This is a genomic window from Hydrogenophaga sp. 70-12 (assembly GCF_001897365.1).
GTDB classification, from domain to species: domain Bacteria; phylum Pseudomonadota; class Gammaproteobacteria; order Burkholderiales; family Burkholderiaceae_C; genus Hydrogenophaga; species Hydrogenophaga borbori.
Genome location: NZ_MKSS01000119.1, coordinates 1 through 19,250, shown reverse-complemented (window position 1 = coordinate 19,250; position 19,250 = coordinate 1). Strand labels below are relative to the sequence as shown.

At 68.6% G+C, this 19,250-nt stretch carries 16 protein-coding genes; 3 read left to right on the top strand and 13 right to left on the bottom strand.

Annotated elements, in window-relative coordinates:
* The coding region (locus BGO22_RS07645; protein WP_286849866.1) for an acyl-CoA dehydrogenase family protein at positions 1 to 973 on the bottom strand (973 nt) is incomplete at its 3' end.
* Positions 974 to 1,115: 142 nt separating this feature from the next.
* Between BGO22_RS07645 and BGO22_RS07640 the strand changes: the two genes are divergently transcribed.
* The gene (locus tag BGO22_RS07640; RefSeq protein WP_070399268.1) at positions 1,116 to 1,709 is read left to right on the top strand and encodes a TetR/AcrR family transcriptional regulator; all 594 of its coding nucleotides are present in this window, start codon (positions 1,116 to 1,118) and stop codon (positions 1,707 to 1,709) included.
* A 22-nt stretch (positions 1,710 to 1,731) separates the two neighbouring features.
* Here BGO22_RS07640 and BGO22_RS07635 read toward each other — a convergent pair whose 3' ends face one another.
* The 7 genes from BGO22_RS07635 to BGO22_RS07605 form a co-directional block, all read right to left on the bottom strand.
* Positions 1,732 to 2,889, bottom strand: a complete 1,158-nt coding sequence (locus BGO22_RS07635; protein WP_070399267.1) for an ABC transporter substrate-binding protein — start codon at positions 2,887 to 2,889, stop codon at positions 1,732 to 1,734.
* A gap of 156 nt (positions 2,890 to 3,045) precedes the next feature.
* On the bottom strand, positions 3,046 to 4,092 hold the full coding sequence (locus BGO22_RS07630; protein ID WP_070399266.1) for a branched-chain amino acid ABC transporter permease: 1,047 nt from the start codon (positions 4,090 to 4,092) through the stop codon (positions 3,046 to 3,048).
* Positions 4,092 to 4,964 carry a branched-chain amino acid ABC transporter permease gene (locus BGO22_RS07625; protein ID WP_286849864.1) on the bottom strand — a complete coding sequence of 291 codons (873 nt, stop codon included), beginning with the start codon at positions 4,962 to 4,964 and terminating at the stop codon, positions 4,092 to 4,094. Before BGO22_RS07625 ends, BGO22_RS07630 begins: the two co-directional genes overlap by 1 nt.
* Positions 4,965 to 5,022: 58 nt before the next feature.
* Positions 5,023 to 6,885: an AMP-dependent synthetase/ligase gene (locus BGO22_RS07620; protein ID WP_286849862.1), complete on the bottom strand. Its 1,863-nt coding sequence runs from the start codon at positions 6,883 to 6,885 to the stop codon at positions 5,023 to 5,025.
* The gene (locus BGO22_RS07615; RefSeq protein ID WP_286849861.1) at positions 6,878 to 7,669 is read right to left on the bottom strand and encodes an ABC transporter ATP-binding protein; all 792 of its coding nucleotides are present in this window, start codon (positions 7,667 to 7,669) and stop codon (positions 6,878 to 6,880) included. Before BGO22_RS07615 ends, BGO22_RS07620 begins: the two co-directional genes overlap by 8 nt.
* Positions 7,666 to 8,496, bottom strand: a complete 831-nt coding sequence (locus tag BGO22_RS07610; protein ID WP_070399262.1) for an ABC transporter ATP-binding protein — start codon at positions 8,494 to 8,496, stop codon at positions 7,666 to 7,668. The genes BGO22_RS07615 and BGO22_RS07610 overlap by 4 nt, the downstream gene beginning before the upstream one ends.
* 131 nt (positions 8,497 to 8,627) lie before the next feature.
* Entirely contained in the window at positions 8,628 to 9,893 is a 1,266-nt protein-coding gene (locus BGO22_RS07605) for an NAD(P)/FAD-dependent oxidoreductase (protein WP_286849859.1), read from the bottom strand.
* A gap of 115 nt (positions 9,894 to 10,008) precedes the next feature.
* On the opposite strand from BGO22_RS07605, the gene BGO22_RS07600 reads away from it, so the two are divergent.
* On the top strand, positions 10,009 to 10,671 hold the full coding sequence (locus BGO22_RS07600; RefSeq protein WP_070399260.1) for a TetR/AcrR family transcriptional regulator: 663 nt from the start codon (positions 10,009 to 10,011) through the stop codon (positions 10,669 to 10,671).
* Here the strand turns inward: BGO22_RS07600 and BGO22_RS07595 are convergent.
* From BGO22_RS07595 to BGO22_RS07575, 5 genes are read right to left on the bottom strand one after another with little or no spacing between them, the layout of a single operon-like run.
* Positions 10,613 to 12,166 carry an acyl-CoA synthetase gene (locus tag BGO22_RS07595; RefSeq protein WP_286849857.1) on the bottom strand — a complete coding sequence of 518 codons (1,554 nt, stop codon included), beginning with the start codon at positions 12,164 to 12,166 and terminating at the stop codon, positions 10,613 to 10,615. The genes BGO22_RS07600 and BGO22_RS07595 overlap by 59 nt on opposite strands.
* A 21-nt stretch (positions 12,167 to 12,187) precedes the next feature.
* Positions 12,188 to 13,303, bottom strand: a complete 1,116-nt coding sequence (locus tag BGO22_RS07590; protein ID WP_286849855.1) for an Rv3169 family protein — start codon at positions 13,301 to 13,303, stop codon at positions 12,188 to 12,190.
* A 5-nt stretch (positions 13,304 to 13,308) separates the two neighbouring features.
* On the bottom strand, positions 13,309 to 13,764 hold the full coding sequence (locus BGO22_RS07585; RefSeq protein WP_286849853.1) for a hypothetical protein: 456 nt from the start codon (positions 13,762 to 13,764) through the stop codon (positions 13,309 to 13,311).
* Complete coding sequence (locus tag BGO22_RS07580; protein WP_286849851.1) at positions 13,761 to 14,837, bottom strand: phosphotransferase family protein; 1,077 nt, start codon at positions 14,835 to 14,837, stop codon at positions 13,761 to 13,763. Before BGO22_RS07580 ends, BGO22_RS07585 begins: the two co-directional genes overlap by 4 nt.
* Positions 14,834 to 16,087 (bottom strand): TRAP transporter large permease, encoded by a 1,254-nt coding sequence (locus tag BGO22_RS07575; protein WP_286849848.1) that lies wholly within the window; start codon positions 16,085 to 16,087, stop codon positions 14,834 to 14,836. The genes BGO22_RS07580 and BGO22_RS07575 overlap by 4 nt, the downstream gene beginning before the upstream one ends.
* Before the next feature lie 91 nt (positions 16,088 to 16,178).
* Here BGO22_RS07575 and BGO22_RS07570 point away from each other — a divergent pair, with 91 nt between their 5' ends.
* Positions 16,179 to 19,091: a Tn3 family transposase gene (locus BGO22_RS07570; protein WP_070401344.1), complete on the top strand. Its 2,913-nt coding sequence runs from the start codon at positions 16,179 to 16,181 to the stop codon at positions 19,089 to 19,091.
* The last annotated feature ends 159 nt before the right edge of the window (positions 19,092 to 19,250 follow it).

Sequence of the window (19,250 nt, the reverse complement as noted above, 5' to 3'; positions counted from 1 at the left end):
CGCGCACCGTGTCCTTGCCCTGCTCGATCATGAGCGCGCACTGGTAGGTGAGCGCGCGCACGGCCGCCGCCTTGGAAGCCATCCAGGCCAGCTTGTTGCGCACCACCTGCTGGTCCCACAGCGACTTGCCGAAGGCCTGGCGCTGGCGCACGTAATCCACCGTGAGCTCGATGGCGCGCGCGCAGGTGCCCGAGACCAGCGCGCCCACCACCAGGCGCTCGTTCTGGAAGGTGCCCATGATGTAGTAGAAGCCCTTGCCCTCCTCACCCAGCAGCGCATCGGCGGGCAGCCTCAGGTCGTCGAAGAACAGCTCGGCCGTGTCGGACGAGCGCCAGCCGTGCTTGTCGAACTGGCGCGTGATCTTGAGGCCCGGGTTGTCCTTCTCCACGATGAACAACGAGATGCCGCGGCTGCCCTTGGCCTCGGGGTCGGTGCGCGCGGCCACGATGTAGATGTCGCCATGCACGCCGTTGGTGATGAAGGTCTTGGAGCCGTTGATGAGCCAGCCGCCATCGGCGGTGCGCTCGCCGCGCGTGCGCAGGCCGGCCACGTCGGAGCCGGCGCCGGGTTCGGTCACGCAGACCGCGCCGACCTTGCGGCCCGCGCAGGCGTCGGGCAGGTACTTCTGCTTCTGCTCGTGCGAGCCGCGGTGCGCGATGTGGCTGATCGACATGTCGCTGTGCACCGTGAGCGCCGAGGCCACGCCGCCATAGCCCGAGCGCGCCAGCTCCTCGCCCAGCACCACCGAGGCCAGCGGCCCCAGGCCGCCGCCGCCGTATTCCACCGGGTGGCGCATGCCCAGGAAGCCCAGCTCGCCCAGCTCGCGGAAGAGGGAGCGCGGAATCTCGCCCGAGGCCTCCCAGGCGTCGGCGAAGGGCACGATGCGTTCCTTGGAGAAGCGGCGCACCTGGTCACGCACCATGCGCAGGTCCTCATCGAGGAAGTCGGGTTCGAGGAATTCGAATTCGGTCATGTGATGCGGCGTTGATGCGGGTCAAGGAAAACCGGGTTCTTCTAATTCATAGTCCGGCGTGTCGGTTTATTTTATGGGCAGGCGACGGGGCCCGCAAGGCGCCTTGCTACACTCGCGCCGCTCTTTTTCGCCAGGAGGACCCATGCCGCGCATCCGTTCGGACGACTACGAAACCAAGGCCCAGGCCATCATGGATTCGGCGGCGGCCATCTTCGCGAAGGAAGGCTACCCGGCCGCCAAGATGCAGGACGTGGCCAAGGCCTGCGGCGCGACCAAGTCGATGCTGTACCACTACTTCCCCACCAAGGACGACCTGCTGTTCGCCATGCTGCAGGAGCACCTGCAGCGCCTGATCGGCGCGATCGAGGAGGCCCTGGTGAGCAAGGCCAGCGCGCGCGAGCGGCTGCAGATGGTGGTGGAGGCCTACACGCAGAAGTCCGCGCAGTCGCGCCGACGCCACATGGTGGCCATGAACGACGTGAAGTTCCTGCCCAAGGCCAAGCAGACCCCGCTGATCAACCTGCAGCGCCAGCTGACCGAGCAGGTGACCCGGCTGCTGCACGACCTCAACCCCGAGTTGCCGGAGCCGGTCTACAAGCCCTACACCATGATGCTGCTGGGCATGCTGAACTGGACCGACTTCTGGTACAAGCCCTCGGGCGAGGTGAAGCCCCAGGAACTGTGCGACCGGCTGTCGCGGCTGTTCCTCAAGGGCTTCCTGGCCGAGAAGGGCTGAGCCCTCCCCGCCCCCCGGCCGCTCACTGCGCCAGCTTGTAGGTCGACGCCGCCGGATCCGCCTTCAGCAGGAACAGCTTGGGCGCGGCCAGGTGGTTCTCGGCGGTGAAGCCGATCGGCGTCATCGCCCCCGTCTCCAGGTTCTTCAGCTTGGCCAGCTCCGCGTTGGTGCAGTCCGCCGTCAGGGCCTTGCCGCAGCGCTCCATGGCCGTGAACAGGGCGCGGGTCGCCGCGTAGCCGGTGAAGCTGTAGCGGTTCGCGCGGCCGCGCTCCTCGGCCGTCAGGTACTTCTCCATCTTGTCCATGAAGCCCTTGGCCTCGGGCGAGCTCTCCAGGTACACGTAGTCCACCGTGTACACGTTCTCGCCGGCGCTGCCCATCATCTTGGCGCTGGCGGGCACGCGCGACACATAGGTCACGCCCACGGGGATCTTGTGGCCGATGCGCTCCAGCTCCTTGGTCATGGTGATGTTCTCGCCCAGCACGCCGCCGGCCATCAGCGCCTCGGCCCCCGACTGCTTGACCTTCAGGATCTCGGACGAGAAGTCCGACTGGCCCTTCTTGAAGATCTGGCTGGAGACCACCTGCAGCTTCTTTTCCTTGGCCGCGCGCTCGAAGCCCTCGCGCACGTTCTCGCCGTACTCGTCGTCCTGCGAGATCACGGCCCACTTCTTGTTCGGGTACCGATCCGCCATCATCGAGACCAGGCCATACACCGCCTCGCGCATGTCGTAGCCCACGGCGAACACGTTCTTGATGGTGGGCTTGTACAGACCCTCGTAGGTGGTGATCGGCGCCATGGCCGGCAGACCCGATTGCTTGATGATGGACATGGCCGCCTGCGACTGCGCCGTGCCCGAGATCGAGGTGAAGGCGAAGATCTTGTCGCTGTTGACGAGCTTTCGCACGCCCTGGATGGTGCGCGAGGGCACGTAGCCGTCGTCCTCGGTGATGAGGCGCAGCTTGCGGCCGTTGATGCCACCGGCGGCGTTGGCCTCGGCCACGGCGACCTTCACGCCCAGGTTGTGGGCCACGCCCAGCAGCGCGGGCGGACCACTCAGCGGCAGGATGTCGCCGAGCACGATCTCGGTATCGGTCACGCCTTGCTGCTGCGCGGCGGCGCTGAAGGTGGCGCCCGCGGCCAGCAGGCCGATGGCAAGGGCGGTGAGTCTGCGGTTCATGTTGTCTCCTGGGATGTGATGGCCGTAGCCGTTGGGAAAGCGAAAGATTGGTGGAGCGCCAGCCGCCCAAGCGAGAGACACCGCGGAACTGGCTTTGCCAGGCCGCAGGCGTCGCCCCCTGGAAGGGGGGCGCGCGGAGCGCGGCGGGGGTGCATGTCAATATCGCAGTGGCCAGTGCACCCAGGTGTGGCGCAGGTCGTGCCAGATGCCGCGCAGGCCGCGCGGGTCGAAGCGCAGGAAGGCGATGATCGCGACGCCGTAGAGCACGGTCTTGATCTCGTGCGCGCTGGTGGTCATGGTGTCGGCGAGCCGCCCGCCGATGAAAGACATCAGGCTGGAGAAGACCTCGGGCAGCGTCACGATGAACACCGTGCCCAGCACCGCGCCCAGCACCGAGCCGATGCCGCCCACGATGACGATGGCCAGGGCCTCGATGCTCAGCAGGAAGGGGTAGCCCTCGACCGACACGAAGCTCATGTAGATGGCCATGAGGCCACCCGCCAGGCCGGTGAGCGCCGCGCTGATGAGAAAGGCCAGCAGCTTGTACTGCACCAGGCTGATGCCCATGGTGCGCGCCGCGATGTCGTTGTCGCGCACGGCCACCAGGGCGCGGCCCGCATAGGAGCGGCGCAGGTTGAGCACCGCCAGAACGGCCAGCGCGCACACGCCCAGGCAGAACCAGTAGAAGGCCCGGTCGCTGGACAGGTCCATGCCCAGCACCACGGGCCGCTCGACCATGATGCCGCTGCCGCCACCGGTGAGCTCGCCGCCGGCCAGGATGCCCGCGGTCACGATGTGCGCGAAGGCCAGCGTGGTGATGGCCAGGTACAGGCCGTGCAGCCGCAGCGACGGCAGGCCCACGATGAGCCCGAACAGCGCCGGCAGCGCCGCCGACAGCAGCAGCGCCACCTCCGCCGGCAGGCCCCAGCGCGTGACCGCGATGGCGTAGGCGTAGCCCCCCAGCATGAGGAAACCCACGTGGCCGAGCGAGATCAGGCCGGTGAAGCCGGTCAACACCATCAGCCCCAGCGCGCCCACGGTGGTGAACAGGATGACGGTCAGGTGCGACAGCATGAAGTTGCCGAGCACGAAGGGCGCGAGCGCGAGCGCCGCGAGCAACGCCACCGTCCACCCCTTGACCGCTGGCGAGTCCGTCAGGACGACCAGCTCGCCATAGCCTTGCTTGAAGAAACCGCTGCGCATCAGACCCTCTCGATCCGTTTTTCGCCGAACAGCCCGAAGGGCCGCACCATGAGCACCACCAGGATCAGCAGGAACCCGGCGATCTCCTTGAGCGTGCTGGGCAGGTAGCCGCCCACCAGGTTCTCCAGCACGCCGATGAACAGGCCGCTGAAGGCCGAGCCCAGCACCGAGTCGAAGCCGCCCAGCACCGTGGCCGGGAAGGCCTTGAGGCCGATCTCGTAGATGGTGGGCGCCAGGCCGTAGATGACCGCGAAGAAGGCACCGGCCAGGCCCGCCAGTCCCGAGGCCGAGGCCCAGGCCACGGCCTGCACGCGCGCGGTGGACACGCCCATGAGCCGCGCGGTCTTCTCGTCCGCCGCCACGGCGCGCATGGCCACGCCGAAGCGGCTGTGGCGCAGGAAGAACCAGAAGCCGCCGATGGCGATCAGCAGCGCCGCGATCACCGTGAGCTGACTCGCGCGCAGGCCGATGTCGCCCATGTGCACGATGGTGTCGGCGCCCTCCACGCTGAACTTGTGCGGCGCGGCGCCCCAGATCAGCGTCACCAGGGCGCGCAGCACCACCGCCAGGCCCACGGTCACCAGCACCACCGACAGCACCGGCTCGCCGAGCATGGGCCGCATGATGAGGCGCTCGCAGACCAGGCCCAGGGCCGCGCCCACGGCCACCGCGACCACGATGGTGGACACCGCGTCGGTGCCCAGCGCCGTGGCGATGGACCAGGAGGTGTAGGCGGTGAGCATGCCCATCTCGCCTTGGGCGAAGTTGACGATGCCGGTGGCCTTGAAGATGACCGCGAAGCTCATGGCCACCAGGCCATAGATCGCGCCGATGGCCAGCCCGGAGACGACCAGTTCGATGAAGTAGTTCATTCGGAAACCTCCGCGCGACGCGCTGCGGTGAGAGCCCCTTCGGGCGGCCGTGCGGGGCTCATGACGCGCCTCCATAGATCTGTTCGAGCTCGCGCGCGAACTTCTTGTTGATGAGGCCGCGGCGCACCTTCTGCGTCGCCGTGAGTTCGCCGTCGTCGTGGTCCAGCTCCTTTTCCAGGAGCACGAACTTGCGGATGTTCTCCACGCGGGCGAACTTCGAGTTCACCTCGTCCACCACCTGCTGGATCAGCTCGCGCACCTCGCCCATCTGCGTGAGCGATTTGAAGGTTGTGTAGGGCAGCTCGCGCTCGGCGGCCCAGCGGCCCACGCTGTCGAAGTCGATCTGGATCAGCCCGCCGAGGAACTTGCGGCCCTCGCCCACCACGATGGCCTCGCGCACGAAGGGGCTGTCCTTGAGCGCGTTCTCGATCTCCGACGGCGCGATGTTCTTGCCGCCGCTGGTGATGATGATGGCCTTCTTGCGGTCGACCACGGCGATCTCGTCCGTCGCGCGCACCTCGACGATGTCGCCGCTGGCGAGCCATCCGTCCGGCGCCAGGATGTCCTGGGTGCCCTTGTCGTCGAACAGGTAGCCCTGGAACACGCCCGGTGATCGCACGAACACCTCGCCGTCTTCGCCCACGCGCCATTCCACGCCCGGCATGGCCGGCCCGCAGCTGCCCGGCACGAAGGGCCGCCCCGGCACCTGCACGAAGGCCAGGCCGCCGGCCTCGGTGAGGCCATAACCCTGGCCCACGGGCAGGCCGATGATGTCGAAGAACTTGAGTGTTTCGGGCGAGACCGAAGCGCCACCGCACATGCGGGTGTGCGTGCGGTTCAGGCCCATGTGGCGCTGCATGTTGCGAAACAGCAGCAGGTACCAGAGGCCGAATTCGAGCCGGTCGCCCAGGGCCACCAGCCGGCCGTGCACGGCGCGCCGGTCCGACAGCGCGCGCCCGCGCTGCATGCCCACGCGGTAGAGCCAGCGTTGCAGGCGGCCGCTGTCCTTCATGCGGAACTCGAAGTGCTGCTGCAGCTTCTCCCAGATGCGGGGCACGCCCAGGAAAAAGGTGGGCGCGATCTCGCGGATGTTGGCCGACACCGTGTCGATGGATTCGGCGAAATTCACGCAGCCGCCGGTGAGCAGGTGCAGCACCGTGGAGTAGCCGCGCTCGGCCACGTGGCACAGCGGCAGGTAGCACACCGACTCGAAGCGCTTGTCCACCATCTGGCGCGCCGCCCCATAGGAGTAGGCCGCGAAGATGAAGTTGCGGTGCGTGAGCATGGCCCCCTTGGGCGGCCCGGTGGTGCCCGAGGTGTAGACGAGGATGTTCACGTCGTCGGGCACCAGCGAGTCGATGCTCTGGTCCAGGCGCTGCTCGGCCAGCGGGTCCTCCAGGATCAACTGGTCGCCCAGCGCCATCAGGTGCTCGTAGCTGTGCGGCTGGCCCGGCGCGTAGCGGCGCAGGCCCTTCATGTCGACGCAGAAGATGTGCCGCAGGTGCGGCAGGCCGGGGCCTTCCTTCATGGCGTCGAGCACCTTGTCGGTCTGCTCCTGGTCGCCGGTGATGGCGACCTTGGCCTGGCAGTGGCCCGCGATGTACTGCACCTCGGCCCAGGGGTTGGTGGGGTAGATGCCCACCACCTGCACGCCCAGCATCTGGGCTCCCAGGTCGGCGTAGAACCACTCGGGGATGTCCTCGGCCGCGATGACGATGCGGTCGCCGCGCTGCAGGCCCAGCTTCATCAGGCCCAGGGCGGTGCGGCGGGCGTCGCGGTAGTAGTCGGCCCAGGTGCGGCCGCGCCAGATGCCCTGCACCTTCTCGCGCAGGGCCACCTGCTGGCCGCGCTCCCGCGCGCGCAGGCGCAGCAGGCCGGGCAGCGTGCCCTCGCCGCGCAGCAGCGTCTGATGGTCAAGCATGGGCACCCTCCTCGCCGAGGTAGGCGGCCAGCACGGCCGGGTTGGCGGCCACCTGGGCCGGCGTGCCTTCGGCGATCAGGCAGCCGAAGTCCAGCACATAGACGCGGTCGGACAGGTCCATCACCACCTGCATGTCGTGTTCGATCATGAGCACCGCGATACCGAATTCGTCGCGGATGTCGAGCGTGAAGCGCGCGATGTCTTCTTTTTCTTCGCGGTTCATGCCCGCGACGATCTCGTCGAGCAGCAGCAGGCTGGGCTCGCAGGCCAGGGCCCGGCCCAGCTCCACGCGCTTTTGCTGGCCGTAGGCGAGCTGGCTCACGGGCTTGTCGCGCAGTTCCTCGATCTCGAGGAATTCGATGATGCGTTCCACCTTTTCGCGCGCGGCGATCTCCTCGCGGCGCGGGCGGCCCCAGAAGGCCAGCGCTTCCCACACCGGGTAGCGGAAGTGGATGTGCCGGCCCACCAGCAGGTTCTCCACCACCGTGCCGTGGCGGAACAGGGCCAGGTTCTGGAAGGTGCGGCCGATGCCCAGGCGCGCGAACTGGTGCGACTTCAGGCCCGCGGTGTCGCGGCCCTGGAAGGCGATACGGCCCTCGCTGGGCGGCAACACGCCGCTCACCAGGTTGAAGGTGGTGGTCTTGCCCGCGCCATTGGGGCCGATCAGGCTCACGATCTCGCCCGGCATGACCTTCAGGCTCACCTCGTTGACGGCCTTCACGCCGCCGAAGCGCTTGGAGATGCGCGTGGCCTCGAGCACGGGGGTCTGCTGCGCGGCGCTCATGACAGCCACCTCTTGCGGCGCTTGTAGTGCTTCACGTCTTTCATGCTGGTGCGGCCGGGCTGCGAGCTCAGGCCCAGGTAGAACTCACGCACGTCGGCGTTGCGGCGCAGCTGCTCGCTGGTGCCGTCGAGCACCACGCGGCCGTTCTCCATGATGTAGGCGTAGTCGGCGATGGCCAGCGCGCGGCTGGCGTTCTGCTCGACCAGGAGGATGGTCAGGCCGGTGGTCTCGCGCAGGGTCTGGATGCAGCGGAAGATCTCGCTCACCACCAGCGGCGCCAGGCCCAGCGAGGGCTCGTCGAGCGCGAGCACCTTGGGCCGGCTCATCAGCGCGCGGCCAATGGCCACCATCTGCTGCTCGCCGCCCGAGAGGTAGCCCGCGATGGTCTGGCGCATCTCGGCCAGGCGCGGGAACAGCGTGAAGACCTCGTCGCGCGTCTGCGCCAGGTGGGCGGCGCTCTGCAGGTGCGCGCCGGTGATCAGGTTTTCCTCGACAGTGAGGGTCTGGAACAGGCGCCGGCCTTCCGGCACCTGCACCATGCCCTGGCGCACGATGGCGGGCGCGGGGTCCTTCTCGACCGCGCGCCCGCCGAGCAGGATGCTGCCCTTCTCGATGACGCCGTCCTCGGCGTCGAGCACGCCCGAGACGGCCTTGAGCACGGTGGACTTGCCGGCGCCGTTGGAGCCCAGCAGGGCCACGATCTGGCCGGGGCGCACCTCGAGCGAGACGTCGCGCACGGCCTCGATGGCGCCGCCGTAGACGACCTGGATGTTGTGGATGGCCAGCGCGGGCGCGGGCGATGCGCTGGCGGCGGTAGGGGGTGTCATGGGTGTCTCCGTTCCTCTCCCGCGCATCGCGGCGCGGCAAGAGGTCACTCCTTAATAATTAGTCCGTCGCGTCGGTCTTTAATTGAGGCGAATTATGGTGCCTGGTTCCTGTCGAATTCCTGGGGAATACCCTAGATGGCGGGGACCGCCGAGGCGGTTTGCAGCAGGTCTTTCAATGGCACCGACTCATCGGCCAGGCGCGCCGCGTCCACCGTGCAGGCCTGGGCCAGCGCGCGCTTGGCCAGCATGAAATCGGCGGGCCGGTTGACCGCGTCCACGGCCAGCAGGCGCTCGCCCGCCACATAGAAGGCGCTGAACGACTGCGTGGCCGGGTCGCCGCGCAGCACGCAGCGCTCATGGCCCTGTGACAGGCCCGCCATCTGCAGCTTGAGCGCGTACTGGTCGGACCAGAACCAGGGCACGGCGCGGTTCGGTCTGGGCTTGCCGCCCAGCCAGGACCCGGCTGCGCGCGCCTGCTCCAGCGCGTTCGGCACCGATTCGATGCGCAGCTCGCGGCCGTAGAGGCGGCTGAACTGCAGTGTGCAGTCGCCGGCCGCCAGCACGTCCGGGTCGCGCGTGCGCGAGAGCTCGTCCACCGCGATGCCGCCCTCGTCCGCCAGCCCGGCGGCGCGCGCGGCCTCCACATTGGGCAGCATGCCCAGGCCGGCCACCACCAGGTCCACCGGCAGGCGCGCGCCGTCGCGGCAGACCGCGGCGCGGACCCTGTCGTCCTCGACCTCGACCGAGGCCAGCTCGGTGCCGGTGCGCAGGTCCACGCCAGCGGCGCGGTGCACGCGCTCATAGAAGGCCGAGACCTCGGGGCCCGCGACGCGCGCGAGCACGCGCGGCTGCAGCTCCAGCAGCGTGACCTCGGCGCCCAGGCCGCGCGCCGAGGCCGCGACCTCCAGCCCCACGTAGCCGCCGCCGATGATCAGCACCCGCGCGCCGGGCCGCAGCTGGGCTCGGATCCCTTCGGCGTCGGCCATGTGGCGCAGGTAGTGCAGGTTGCGGGGCCGCTGGCCCGGCGCCAGCCCGGCACAGGACAAGAGCCGGGGCCGCCCGCCGGTGCACAGCGCCAGCTTGTCGTAGGCCAGGGCGCTGCCGTCGGCCAGCACGAGTCGGCGGTTGGCGCGGTCGATGGCCTGCAGGCGCGCGCCGGTCATCAGCTCGATCCGGGCCGTGTCGTAGGCGCTGCGCGGGCGCAGCAGCAGGCCGTCGGCGTCCACCTGGCCGGCCAGCCAGGCCTTGGACAGGGGCGGTCGCTGGTACGGCAGCACGGATTCCTCGCCCAGCAGCGTGATGCGGCCGGGCCAGCCGTTCTGGCGCGCCGACACCGCGAGTTCGCTGCCGGCATGGCCCGCGCCCACAATCACCAGATGCTTGTGCGAAGTCTCCATGCTTACCCTGATGAGTGGTTGATCCAGGTCAATATATAGTCCGTCTCGTCGGTCTAAATATAAACAGCTTCGGGCCCGAGCGCAATGGGGCTGGACACACTTTCAAGGAGCAGCGATGACCAGAACGCGGGCGGACGACTATGAGGACAAGAAGGCCACCATCCTGGACAAGGCCGCCGCGCTGATCGCGCGCAAGGGCTTCGACCAGGCGACCATGCAAGACGTGGCCAAGGCCTGCGGCACCTCCAAGTCGCACATCTACCACTACTTCCCGAGCAAGGAAGAGCTGCTCTACGCCATCGTGCACGACCACATCACGCGCCAGGCCGAGGACCTGACGCGCATCGTGGCGCAGCCGCTGCCGGCCGAGGTGCGCTTCCAGCAGTTCGTGGAGAGCTTCATGCAGGGCGCGGCGCGCGAGCGCGACGAGCACATCATCCTGATGAACGACCTGAAGTACCTGCCGCGCGCGGAGCTGCGCACCATCCGCTCACTGGAGAGCAGCATGACCGAGCTGCTCAACGGCCTGCTGGAGGAACTCAACCCCGGCCTGATGGAAACCGCACGCGTGCGCAAGCCTTACGCGCTGCTGCTCTTCGGCATGATGATCTGGACCTTCAGCTGGTACCGGCCCTCGGGCGACATCGGCCCGAAGGAGCTGGCGGCGCGCATCTCGCACCTGTTCGTGCACGGGTTCAAGGCGCCGCCGGCGAACGCCTTCAGTTCACCGAGCGCTTCTTCCCCTGCCAGTAAGGCTCGCGCAGCACGTTCTTCATGATCTTGCCCGCGCCCGACAGCGGCAGGGCCTCGCGGAATACCACCTGGCGCGGGCACTTGTAGTTGGCGATGAGCGTGTGGCAGTGGTCGATGATCTCCTGCTCGCTCACGCGCTGACCATCCTTGAGCGCCACCACGGCCATCACCGCCTCGCCCCACTTCTCGTCGGGCACGCCGATGACGGCACACTCGCGCACCGCCGGGTGGGCGTGCACCGCGTTTTCCACCTCGCGTGAGTAGATGTTTTCGCCGCCGCTGATGATCATGTCCTTGACCCGGTCGACGATGTAGATGAAACCGTCCTCGTCCATCCAGGCGCCGTCGCCGGTGTGCATCCAGCCGTCGCGGATGGCGGCGGCCGTGGCCTCGGGCTTGTTCCAGTAGCCCAGCATCACCTGCGCGCCCCGCACCGCGATCTCGCCCGGCGTGCCGCGCGGCAGCTCCCGGCCGTCGGGGTCGACGATCTTCACGTCCACGCCATAGGCCGCGCGGCCGGCGGCCTGGCGCTTGTGCGGGCCATGCTCGCCATCAAAGTGGAAACGCCAGGGCAGGCTCACCGTGAGCGCGGCCGTCTCGGTCATGCCATAACCCTGGATGAACTCCCAGCTGGGCAGCTTGGCGATGGCGGCGGCCAGCACGGCGTCGGGAATCGGCGAGGCGCCGTACTCGCAGTAGCGCACGCTGCTGAGGTCGTAGCGCTCGAAGTCCGGGTGGTTCAACATCATGTTGATCATGGTCGGCACGAACAGCACGTAGTTGACCCGGTGGGTCTGTATCGCCTCGAAGGCCAGCACGGCGTCGAACTTGGGCAGGCACACGTGGGTGCCGCCGGCCAGCGTGAGCGCGAAGGCCGGGGACGCGCCGGCCAGGTGGAACAGGCCCGCCGAGTGCATGTAGCGCGTCTGGTCCGAGAAGTGCAAGGTGGCGATCCAGTTGATGGACGCCGCGATGAAGTTCTTGTGCGAGAGCATCACGCCCTTGGGGTGGCCGGTGGTGCCGCCCGTGTAGTAGATGCCGCAGAGCTCGTCGTCGCGGCCGCATTCGTCGGCCATGGGCGGCGTGCGCGCGATCAGCGCCTCGTAGGCCTGCATGCCGGCGGGCGTGGGCGCATCGCCCATGTGCACCACCCGGTCCATGGGGTGGCCCTTGAGCAGTTCGGGCACCTGCGCCGCGAAGCCGTCGTCCACCACCAGGCCCGCGCAGCCGGCGTCCTGCAGGCTGTAGACGTTCTCGGGAATGGCCCAGCGCGTGTTCAGCGGCACGATCACCAGGTTCGCCCAGGCGGCGGCGAAGAACAGTTCGATGTAGTTGTCGCTGTTGAACGCCAGCACGGCCAGGCGGTCGCCCGGCCGCAGGCCGAGCGCGCGCAGGCCGGCGGCCAGGCGCGGCACGCGCTCGCCCACCTGGGCCCAGCTGCGCTGGCGGTGTTTGTAGAGGGTGGCGGCGAAGCGGTGGCGGGTCTGCACCGCCCGTGTGAGTGCCTGTGTCAGCTGCATGAGTGTCTCCTGCTCCCGACTTTATAGCGCCGGGTGCTTCTGCGGCAGCGGGTACCTGGGGTAGCCGGCGGCCACGCCGTACTCGCTGATGCCGATGCCGGTCTCGCCGTCCACGCTCACGCGCACCACGTGGTCGCCCAGGGTTCGGGCGCGTTCGCGGGTGAGCGGATCGTCCAGGTTCCAGGCGTCGTGCGCCTCGGCGTAGGCGCCCTTGTCGTCGCCGTGGTTCCAGCCGCCCCAGCCGCCGTACAGCCCACCCTTGAGGTAGTAGCGCGCGGGCAGGGCCTCGACGCGGATCAGACGCGAGCCACCATCGGCGAAACCCAGCGTGAACTCGCCCGAGGCGATCGTCTGGCCCAGCGGGTCGTCGGCCCATTGCAGCTCGTGCGCCACCGATGCGACCTCGTGGTGGCGCACGCTGCCGTCAGGCTGGCGTTGGAACGCCGCGCCCGAGAGGTAGTAGGGCTGGCCCGGCTCGCGCTCCTTGAGAAAGATCGACGCACCCATGCTGGGGGTCTGGAACATGGACCAGGTCCAGAAAAACTTCTTGTGCGTCTGCTGGGGCGGCGCGGCCCAGTCGGTGCGCATCTCCGAACGAACGCCCCAGGAGCGGTCGCGCTGGCCCCACCAGTCGGCCGGCTCGACCGCGTGGCGCTCGCCGTTCACCTGCAGCCAGCCGCGCCAGCGGCCGAACTGGGCCACGCGCGCCAGGTCTTCCTCGACCGCGCCGTCGCGCTCGCGCCGGCTCTGCTTTTCCTGCGCCGCCGGAAAGCTGGCCTCGAAGTCCAGTTCGAAGGCGATGCCCGAGGCGTTGTCGCGCAGTGCCAAACGGTGCAGGCGCTGCCCTTGAACGATGTCCAGGCGCAGCGGGCCGACCGCCAGGTCCAGCGGGTTCGCGCCCAGGCGGCGCGAGGCACGAAAGTTGAACTGCGTACGGCCCACGGTGACGCCAGCGAACGCGTCCATGACGCCGCGGTTGGGGTAGTAACCGAAGCCGACGTCGAGGATCAGCGGGCGGCCGTCGAGCGGGTGCGCGGTGTACCACCAGCGCTCGGTGAAGCGCGGATCGCCGTGGCCGGCCTGAGCGAAGGTGCCGGGCGTCTGGTGGCCGGGCAGGTCGTCCTGGGGGGTCAGCATGGGATTCAGTCCTTCGGTGCAGCGGCCGTCATGGCGCTGAAGTCGGTGAGGGGGATGCGCTGGCGCTCCACGCGCAATTGCTCGCGCAGGGCCTGGCGCAGGATGGCGTCGAGTTCGGCGGCCAGCGCCGGCGCCAGCGTGGGGCCGTTCGCGTCGAGCCAATCGCTGAGTTCGCGCGTGCGCGCCTGCGCGGCGTCCAGGCCGGCGGCGTCGCCACCCGCCGGCAGCACCAGGCCGGCGCGCGCGGCGCATTCGGCGAAGCGCCGATGGCCCTCGCGCAGGGCCTGGGCCTGGGCCTGCAGGGCCTGTGGGTCCCACACGGCCATGCCGGCGATCTTGCCGAGGATGTCGTGCACGGCGGCCAACTGGCCGCGCGCGAAGTCGCTGCTCAGCTCGGGCGCCACCGCGTCGTTGAGCGTGCGGCGCAAGGCCTCGATCAGCCGTCCCAGGTCGGTGGTCATGGCATCACCTCCGCGCCGCGCGACTCGGTGGCGGCTTCGCCGATCAGGCGATTGAGTTCCAACAGCGTGGACGCGACCTGAAAGCCCATGGAGGCCATGCGGATGTCGCGCGCGCGCCCGCTCTGCACGCGCTGCGCCGCGCTCAGCAACATGGACGCGCTCTTGTACAGGCCCAGCACCTCGTAGTAGCGCCAGGCCACCGGGTCGGGCGTGAAGCCGGCCTGGCGCGCGTAGCGCTCGACGAAGGCCTGGCGGTCCATGAGGCCACCCACGCGGCCTGTGCCGCCCGAGAACACGCGCAGCGCGGCCCAGGCCAGGTCCTCGTGCGGATCGCCCGCGTGCACCAGTTCCCAGTCCAGCACGGCGGTGATGCGGCCGTCCTGCTGCAGGAAGTTGCCCACGCGGTAGTCGCCGTGCACGATGACCACGCGCGGCGCGGCAGGCGCGTGGCGCAGCAGCCAGCGCATGGCGTGGTGCAGCTGCGGCGGCGCGTGCGTGGCGTCGTCGCCGAAGCCGGCGTGGCGCCACCAGTACAGGGTCTGCTCGCGCGCCACCGTGGCGGGGTCGACCTCGCCCCACAGGCGCTTGAGCGGGGTGGCGCGCCAGTCCACGCCGTGCAGCGCGGCCAGGCCGTCGCTGAAGTCGCGCGCCAGGCTGGCGTTGTGGCGTTCGCCGCGCGCCTCGGCCGCGCCCTTCCAGGGCATGGGCGTGTCGCCGTCCACGCGGCCGGTGAGCAGGAAGGGCGCGCCGATGACCGAGGGGTCGTCGCTGAAGGCGAACACGCGCGGCACCGGCAGCGAGGCCAGGCCCTGCAGCGCCTCCAGCGCGCGGTACTCGGGCTCGGCGCGGTAGGGCGCGAGCAGGCCGCGCGGGTCGCCGATGCGCAGGATCAGGTCCAGCGGCTCGCCACCGTCCCCGGGCGTGGCGCGCAGGCCCAGGGTGATCCAGGAGAAGCCCGCCGGAAAGCGGCGCCAGCCGTCCAGGCGCAGCGGGCGGTTCAGGGCGCGCGAGAGAAAGGGCGCGAGTCGGCGGCCGAGCGTGTCCGCCGACAGGTCCAGGCTGGGTTCGTTCATCCGCCGGTGCTCTTGAACAACAGATTGGGCAGCCACAGGCTGAGCGCGGGCACGGAGGCGATCAGCAGCACGCGCAGCAGGTCGGCCGTGATGAAGGGCAGCACGCCGCGCACGATGGACCCCATGGCGATGTCGGGCGTCACCGAGCGGATCACGAACAGGTTGACGCCGATGGGGGGCGTGATGAGGCCGATCTCCACCACCACCACAATCAGGACGCCGAACCACACCGGGTCGTAGCCCAGCGCCGTGACGATGGGAAAGAAGATCGGCACCGTCAGCAGGATCATGGACAGGCTCTCGAGCACGCAGCCGAGCACCAGGTAGATCGCAATCATCACCAGGATGACCCCGAAGGGCGACAGGCCGCTGCCCTGCACCATGGTCAGCAGGCCCTCGTGCACGCCGGTGATGTTGACGAACTCGCCGAACAGGGCCGCGCCCAGGATGATGGCGAACATCATGGCGGAGGTGCTTGCGCTGTCCACGAAGATGCCGCGGATCTGCGCCAGCGTGAGGTTGTGCCGCGTGAGCGCGAACAGCAACGCCGCCGTGGCGCCGATGCCCGAGGCCTCGACCGAGGTGAACAGGCCGCCGTAGATGCCGCCCATGACGATGCCGAAGATCGCCACCACGGGCCACAGCGTGCGCACCAGCCCGCGCACGTCCATCGCCAGGCGCTCGGTGGTCACGGGTGCCTGCGAGGGGTCGCGCCAGACCAGGTAGCGCACGGCCAGCAGGTAGCCGACGACGGCGATGAGGCCCGGCACGATGCCGGCCGCGAACAGCTTGCCGATGTGGGTCTGCGTGGCCACGCCATACACCACCATGATCACCGAGGGTGGGATCAGGATGCCCAGCGTGCCGCCCGCCGCCACGGCGGCCGAGGCCAGCCGGTCGCCGTAGCCCAGGCGGCGCATCTCGGGAATGGCGACCTTGCCCATGGTGGCGGCCGTGGCCACGCTGGAGCCGCAGATGGCGCCGAACGCGCCGCAGGCCGCGACCGTGGCCATGGCCACGCCGCCGCGGCGCCGGCCGATCAGCGCTTGCGCCGCGCGGAACAGGTCGCCGGAGATGCCGGCGCCCGCCACCAGATTGCCCATGAGAACAAACAGCGGCAGCACGATGAGCGTGTAGACCAGCGTGCTGTCGCGCGTGATGGTGGCGGCCATGCTGAGCGCGGGCGTCGGGGTCCATTTGATTTCAGTGTCAAAAGTGACGGTTCGCTTCCCCAGCAACGGCGCGGGCATGGGCAGGTAACTTGTTGATTTCAAAGGGATTGCTGTTCGGTATTTCGCCGCGTATCGTTGGCTGCCTTTCGAGAGACGAGGAGCAACCGAAATGCAAGGCTGGCAGACCCCATACCTTGGCCTGCGCGATCTGCCGCGCGAGCTCACTGACTTTGAACTCCAGGCCTTCTTCAGCTTCAGTCAAGCCGAGCTGGAGCTGATCTCAAGGCGGCGAGGCGACAACCACAAGCTGGGCCTGGCACTGCACATCGGTTTCGTGCGCATGAGCGGCCGGCCGCTAAACAGTGTGCGTGCGGTCCCGCCCGTCTTGCTGCGTCACCTGGGCCAGATGCTGGGCATCACCACCCCCGACCTGGCGTCGCTGCGTGCGCTGTACGCCCGTGGCCGAACCCTGTTCGATCACCAGCAGCAGGCCTGCGAGGCGCTGGGCTTTGCCTGGATGACCGAGCACCAGCGTCGAGCGTTGGTGCGAGTTCTGCGCGATGAAGTGACCCACAGCGCCGATCGTGAGCGGCTGCTGCTGCATGCCCGGCATTGGTTGTACGAACACCGGCTCCTCATCGTGCACGACCGTGTCATCCGCAGCCTGGTGGCGGTTGCACTGACCGAACTCGAGGCCGCCACTGCCCAGGCGATCCGAGCCGCAGTGCCACCCGGCCTTCTCAAACGCTGGGCGTCGGCGCTGGACAGTGCGCGCCTGGATGGCCAGCACAGCCAGAGCTGGCTGTGGAGCGCACCGGCCAAGCACTCGACGCGCCAGATCACCGAGGTGCTCGAACGTATTGCCTTCCTGACGGATTTGGGGATCGATCAACACTTGGGCCATCTCAACGACGTATTGGTGCGCCGGTATGCGCGGCGCATGGCCTCCCGTGCGCCCTCGATCAGCGCCCGGATCAAGGAGCCGGCACGCACTGTCGAGATGGCCTGCTTCCTGCGCTATTGCCTGCTGACGGCCACAGATCAGCTCATCCTCATGTTCCAGCGTCGTGTGGCCGACCTCTGGCGGCAGTGCGCCGACGGTGTGACGGCAACGGTTGACTGGGCGCAGCAGTACCAGCAATTGCTCCAGGAACTGACCGATCTTGCGGCCCAGGAGAAGGTGCCAGATGCCGAACTGCGTTCGCGCTTGGTCAGTCTGGTCGCGGTCAAGCGTGCCCGGCGCCCGCCCAGTCGAGCGTCGATCATCCGCCAGCACCTCATCGACGCCATTGCCCCGGTGCGCTCGCTGCTGGTGGCAGTGAGCGGGCTGGCCTGGCAAGCCACGGGCGAGCATCCGGCCATCGACGCGTTGGACAGGCTGCGCACCCTGTACGCTGGCGGCACCAAGAGCCTGCCGGGCGAGGTCACGGCAGCGCGCCTGGGCCCGGCATGGCGTCAAGCCATCGCTGACGTCGACCGTGAGCGGGCGTTCCGGGCATTGGAGGTGGCCACTCTGTTTGCCTTGCGCCGAGCGCTGCGCAACGGCTCGGTCTGGATTGAGCACTCCTTGAGCTTCCGCGGCCGCGAGCGGCTGTTCATCCCGGATGAGCGCTGGAAGACCGAAGCCCGGCGCCACTACGCCCGGCTGCAGCTGCCGGCCAAGGCCAGTGACTTCCTCACACCGTTGCTTGCACGCGTTCGCACAGGTATCGACGCGGTGGCGGCTGCCACTCGCGTCGGATTGCTGCGCGTGGACGACGAGTTGCACTTGGCGCCCCTGGCCGCCGAAGACGAAGATCCCGAAGTCACCAAACTGCGTAGCCGGCTTGACCAGCGCATCGGCGAGGTGCAACTGCCAGAGGTCATCCTGGCCGTGGACGCTCAGGTGCGCTTCAGCTGGATCATGCTCGGGCGTGAGCCCAGATCGAGCCAGGAACTGCTGATGACCTACGCCGGCATATTGGCGCACGGCACCAGCCTGACGGCCGCAGAGTGCGCCCGCATGATCCCGCAGCTATCGGCTCCCAGCATCCGCCAGGCAATGCGCTGGGCGGGCGATGAGCGGCGGCTGGCCCTGGCCTGCCAGGCGGTGCTGGAGTTCATGCAGCGCCATGCGGTAGCGGCAACGTGGGGCCGAGCCGATCTGGCCTCCTCGGACATGATGAGTCTGGAGACCAGCCGCCGGGTATGGCAGGCACGCCAGGATCCACGACGCCAGACAGCCTCCATCGGCGTTTACAGCCACGTGCGCGATCGTTGGGGAATCTTCCACGCCCAGCCGATTGTGCTCAATGAGCGCCAGGCCGGTGCCGCCATCGAAGGGGTGGTGAGACAGGAGCGGGTGGAGGTGTCGCAGTTGGCTGTCGACACGCACGGCTACACCGACTTCGCGATGGCGCTATCGCGTCTGCTGGGCTTCGATCTATGCCCGCGGCTGCGCGAACTGCGGCAACGCCACCTGTTCGTGCCGCGAGGAATGACAATCCCTGTGGAGATCGCCGCCGTGTGTGAGGCCAGCGTGGACACGACACTGATCGAAGCTCATTGGGACCAGCTGGTGCATCTGGCGGCCTCGGTGCAGACAGGTCACGCCAGTGCGGTGACGGCGCTGGCCAGGTTCGGTTCTGCGGCGCGCGGGGACCCGATCTACGACGCCGGTGTGCAGTTGGGCAAGCTGCTCAGGACCGCCTTCCTGGCGGACTACTTCGTCAATGCCGGCTTCCGCAGGGAACTGCGCCGGGTTCTGAACCGGGGCGAGGCGGTGAACGCGCTCAAGCGCGCCATCTACACCGGTCGTGTTGGATCGGCCCAGGCTCGGCGTACCGACGAGATGCAGGCAGTGGCCGACGCCTTGAGCCTGTTGGCCAACATCGTGATGGCGTGGAACACGGCTCAGATGCAGGCCGTACTGGACCGATGGGCCAACAGGCGACAGATCGTGCCGCCTGAGTTGACTGGGCGCATTGCACCGACGCGCTTGGAGGGGATCAACCTGCGCGGCGTCTTCCGCTTCCCGCTGGAACGTTACGCCGGTCAGATCCTGCCGTCAATTGCTGCAGCGAAAACGAGTGCTGGCAGCTGAAATCGACCACGCAAACAGGCTCTCAGCGACCGATTAGGAGACCAACAGAAACTCAAAGCGTGACAAGCACTTACGCTCGCCCCTGGAGCAGACCCCGCGCCAATCCTCGCTCTGCGGGGAGGCACGAACCGTCACTTTCTGCACTGAAATCAAATGGAC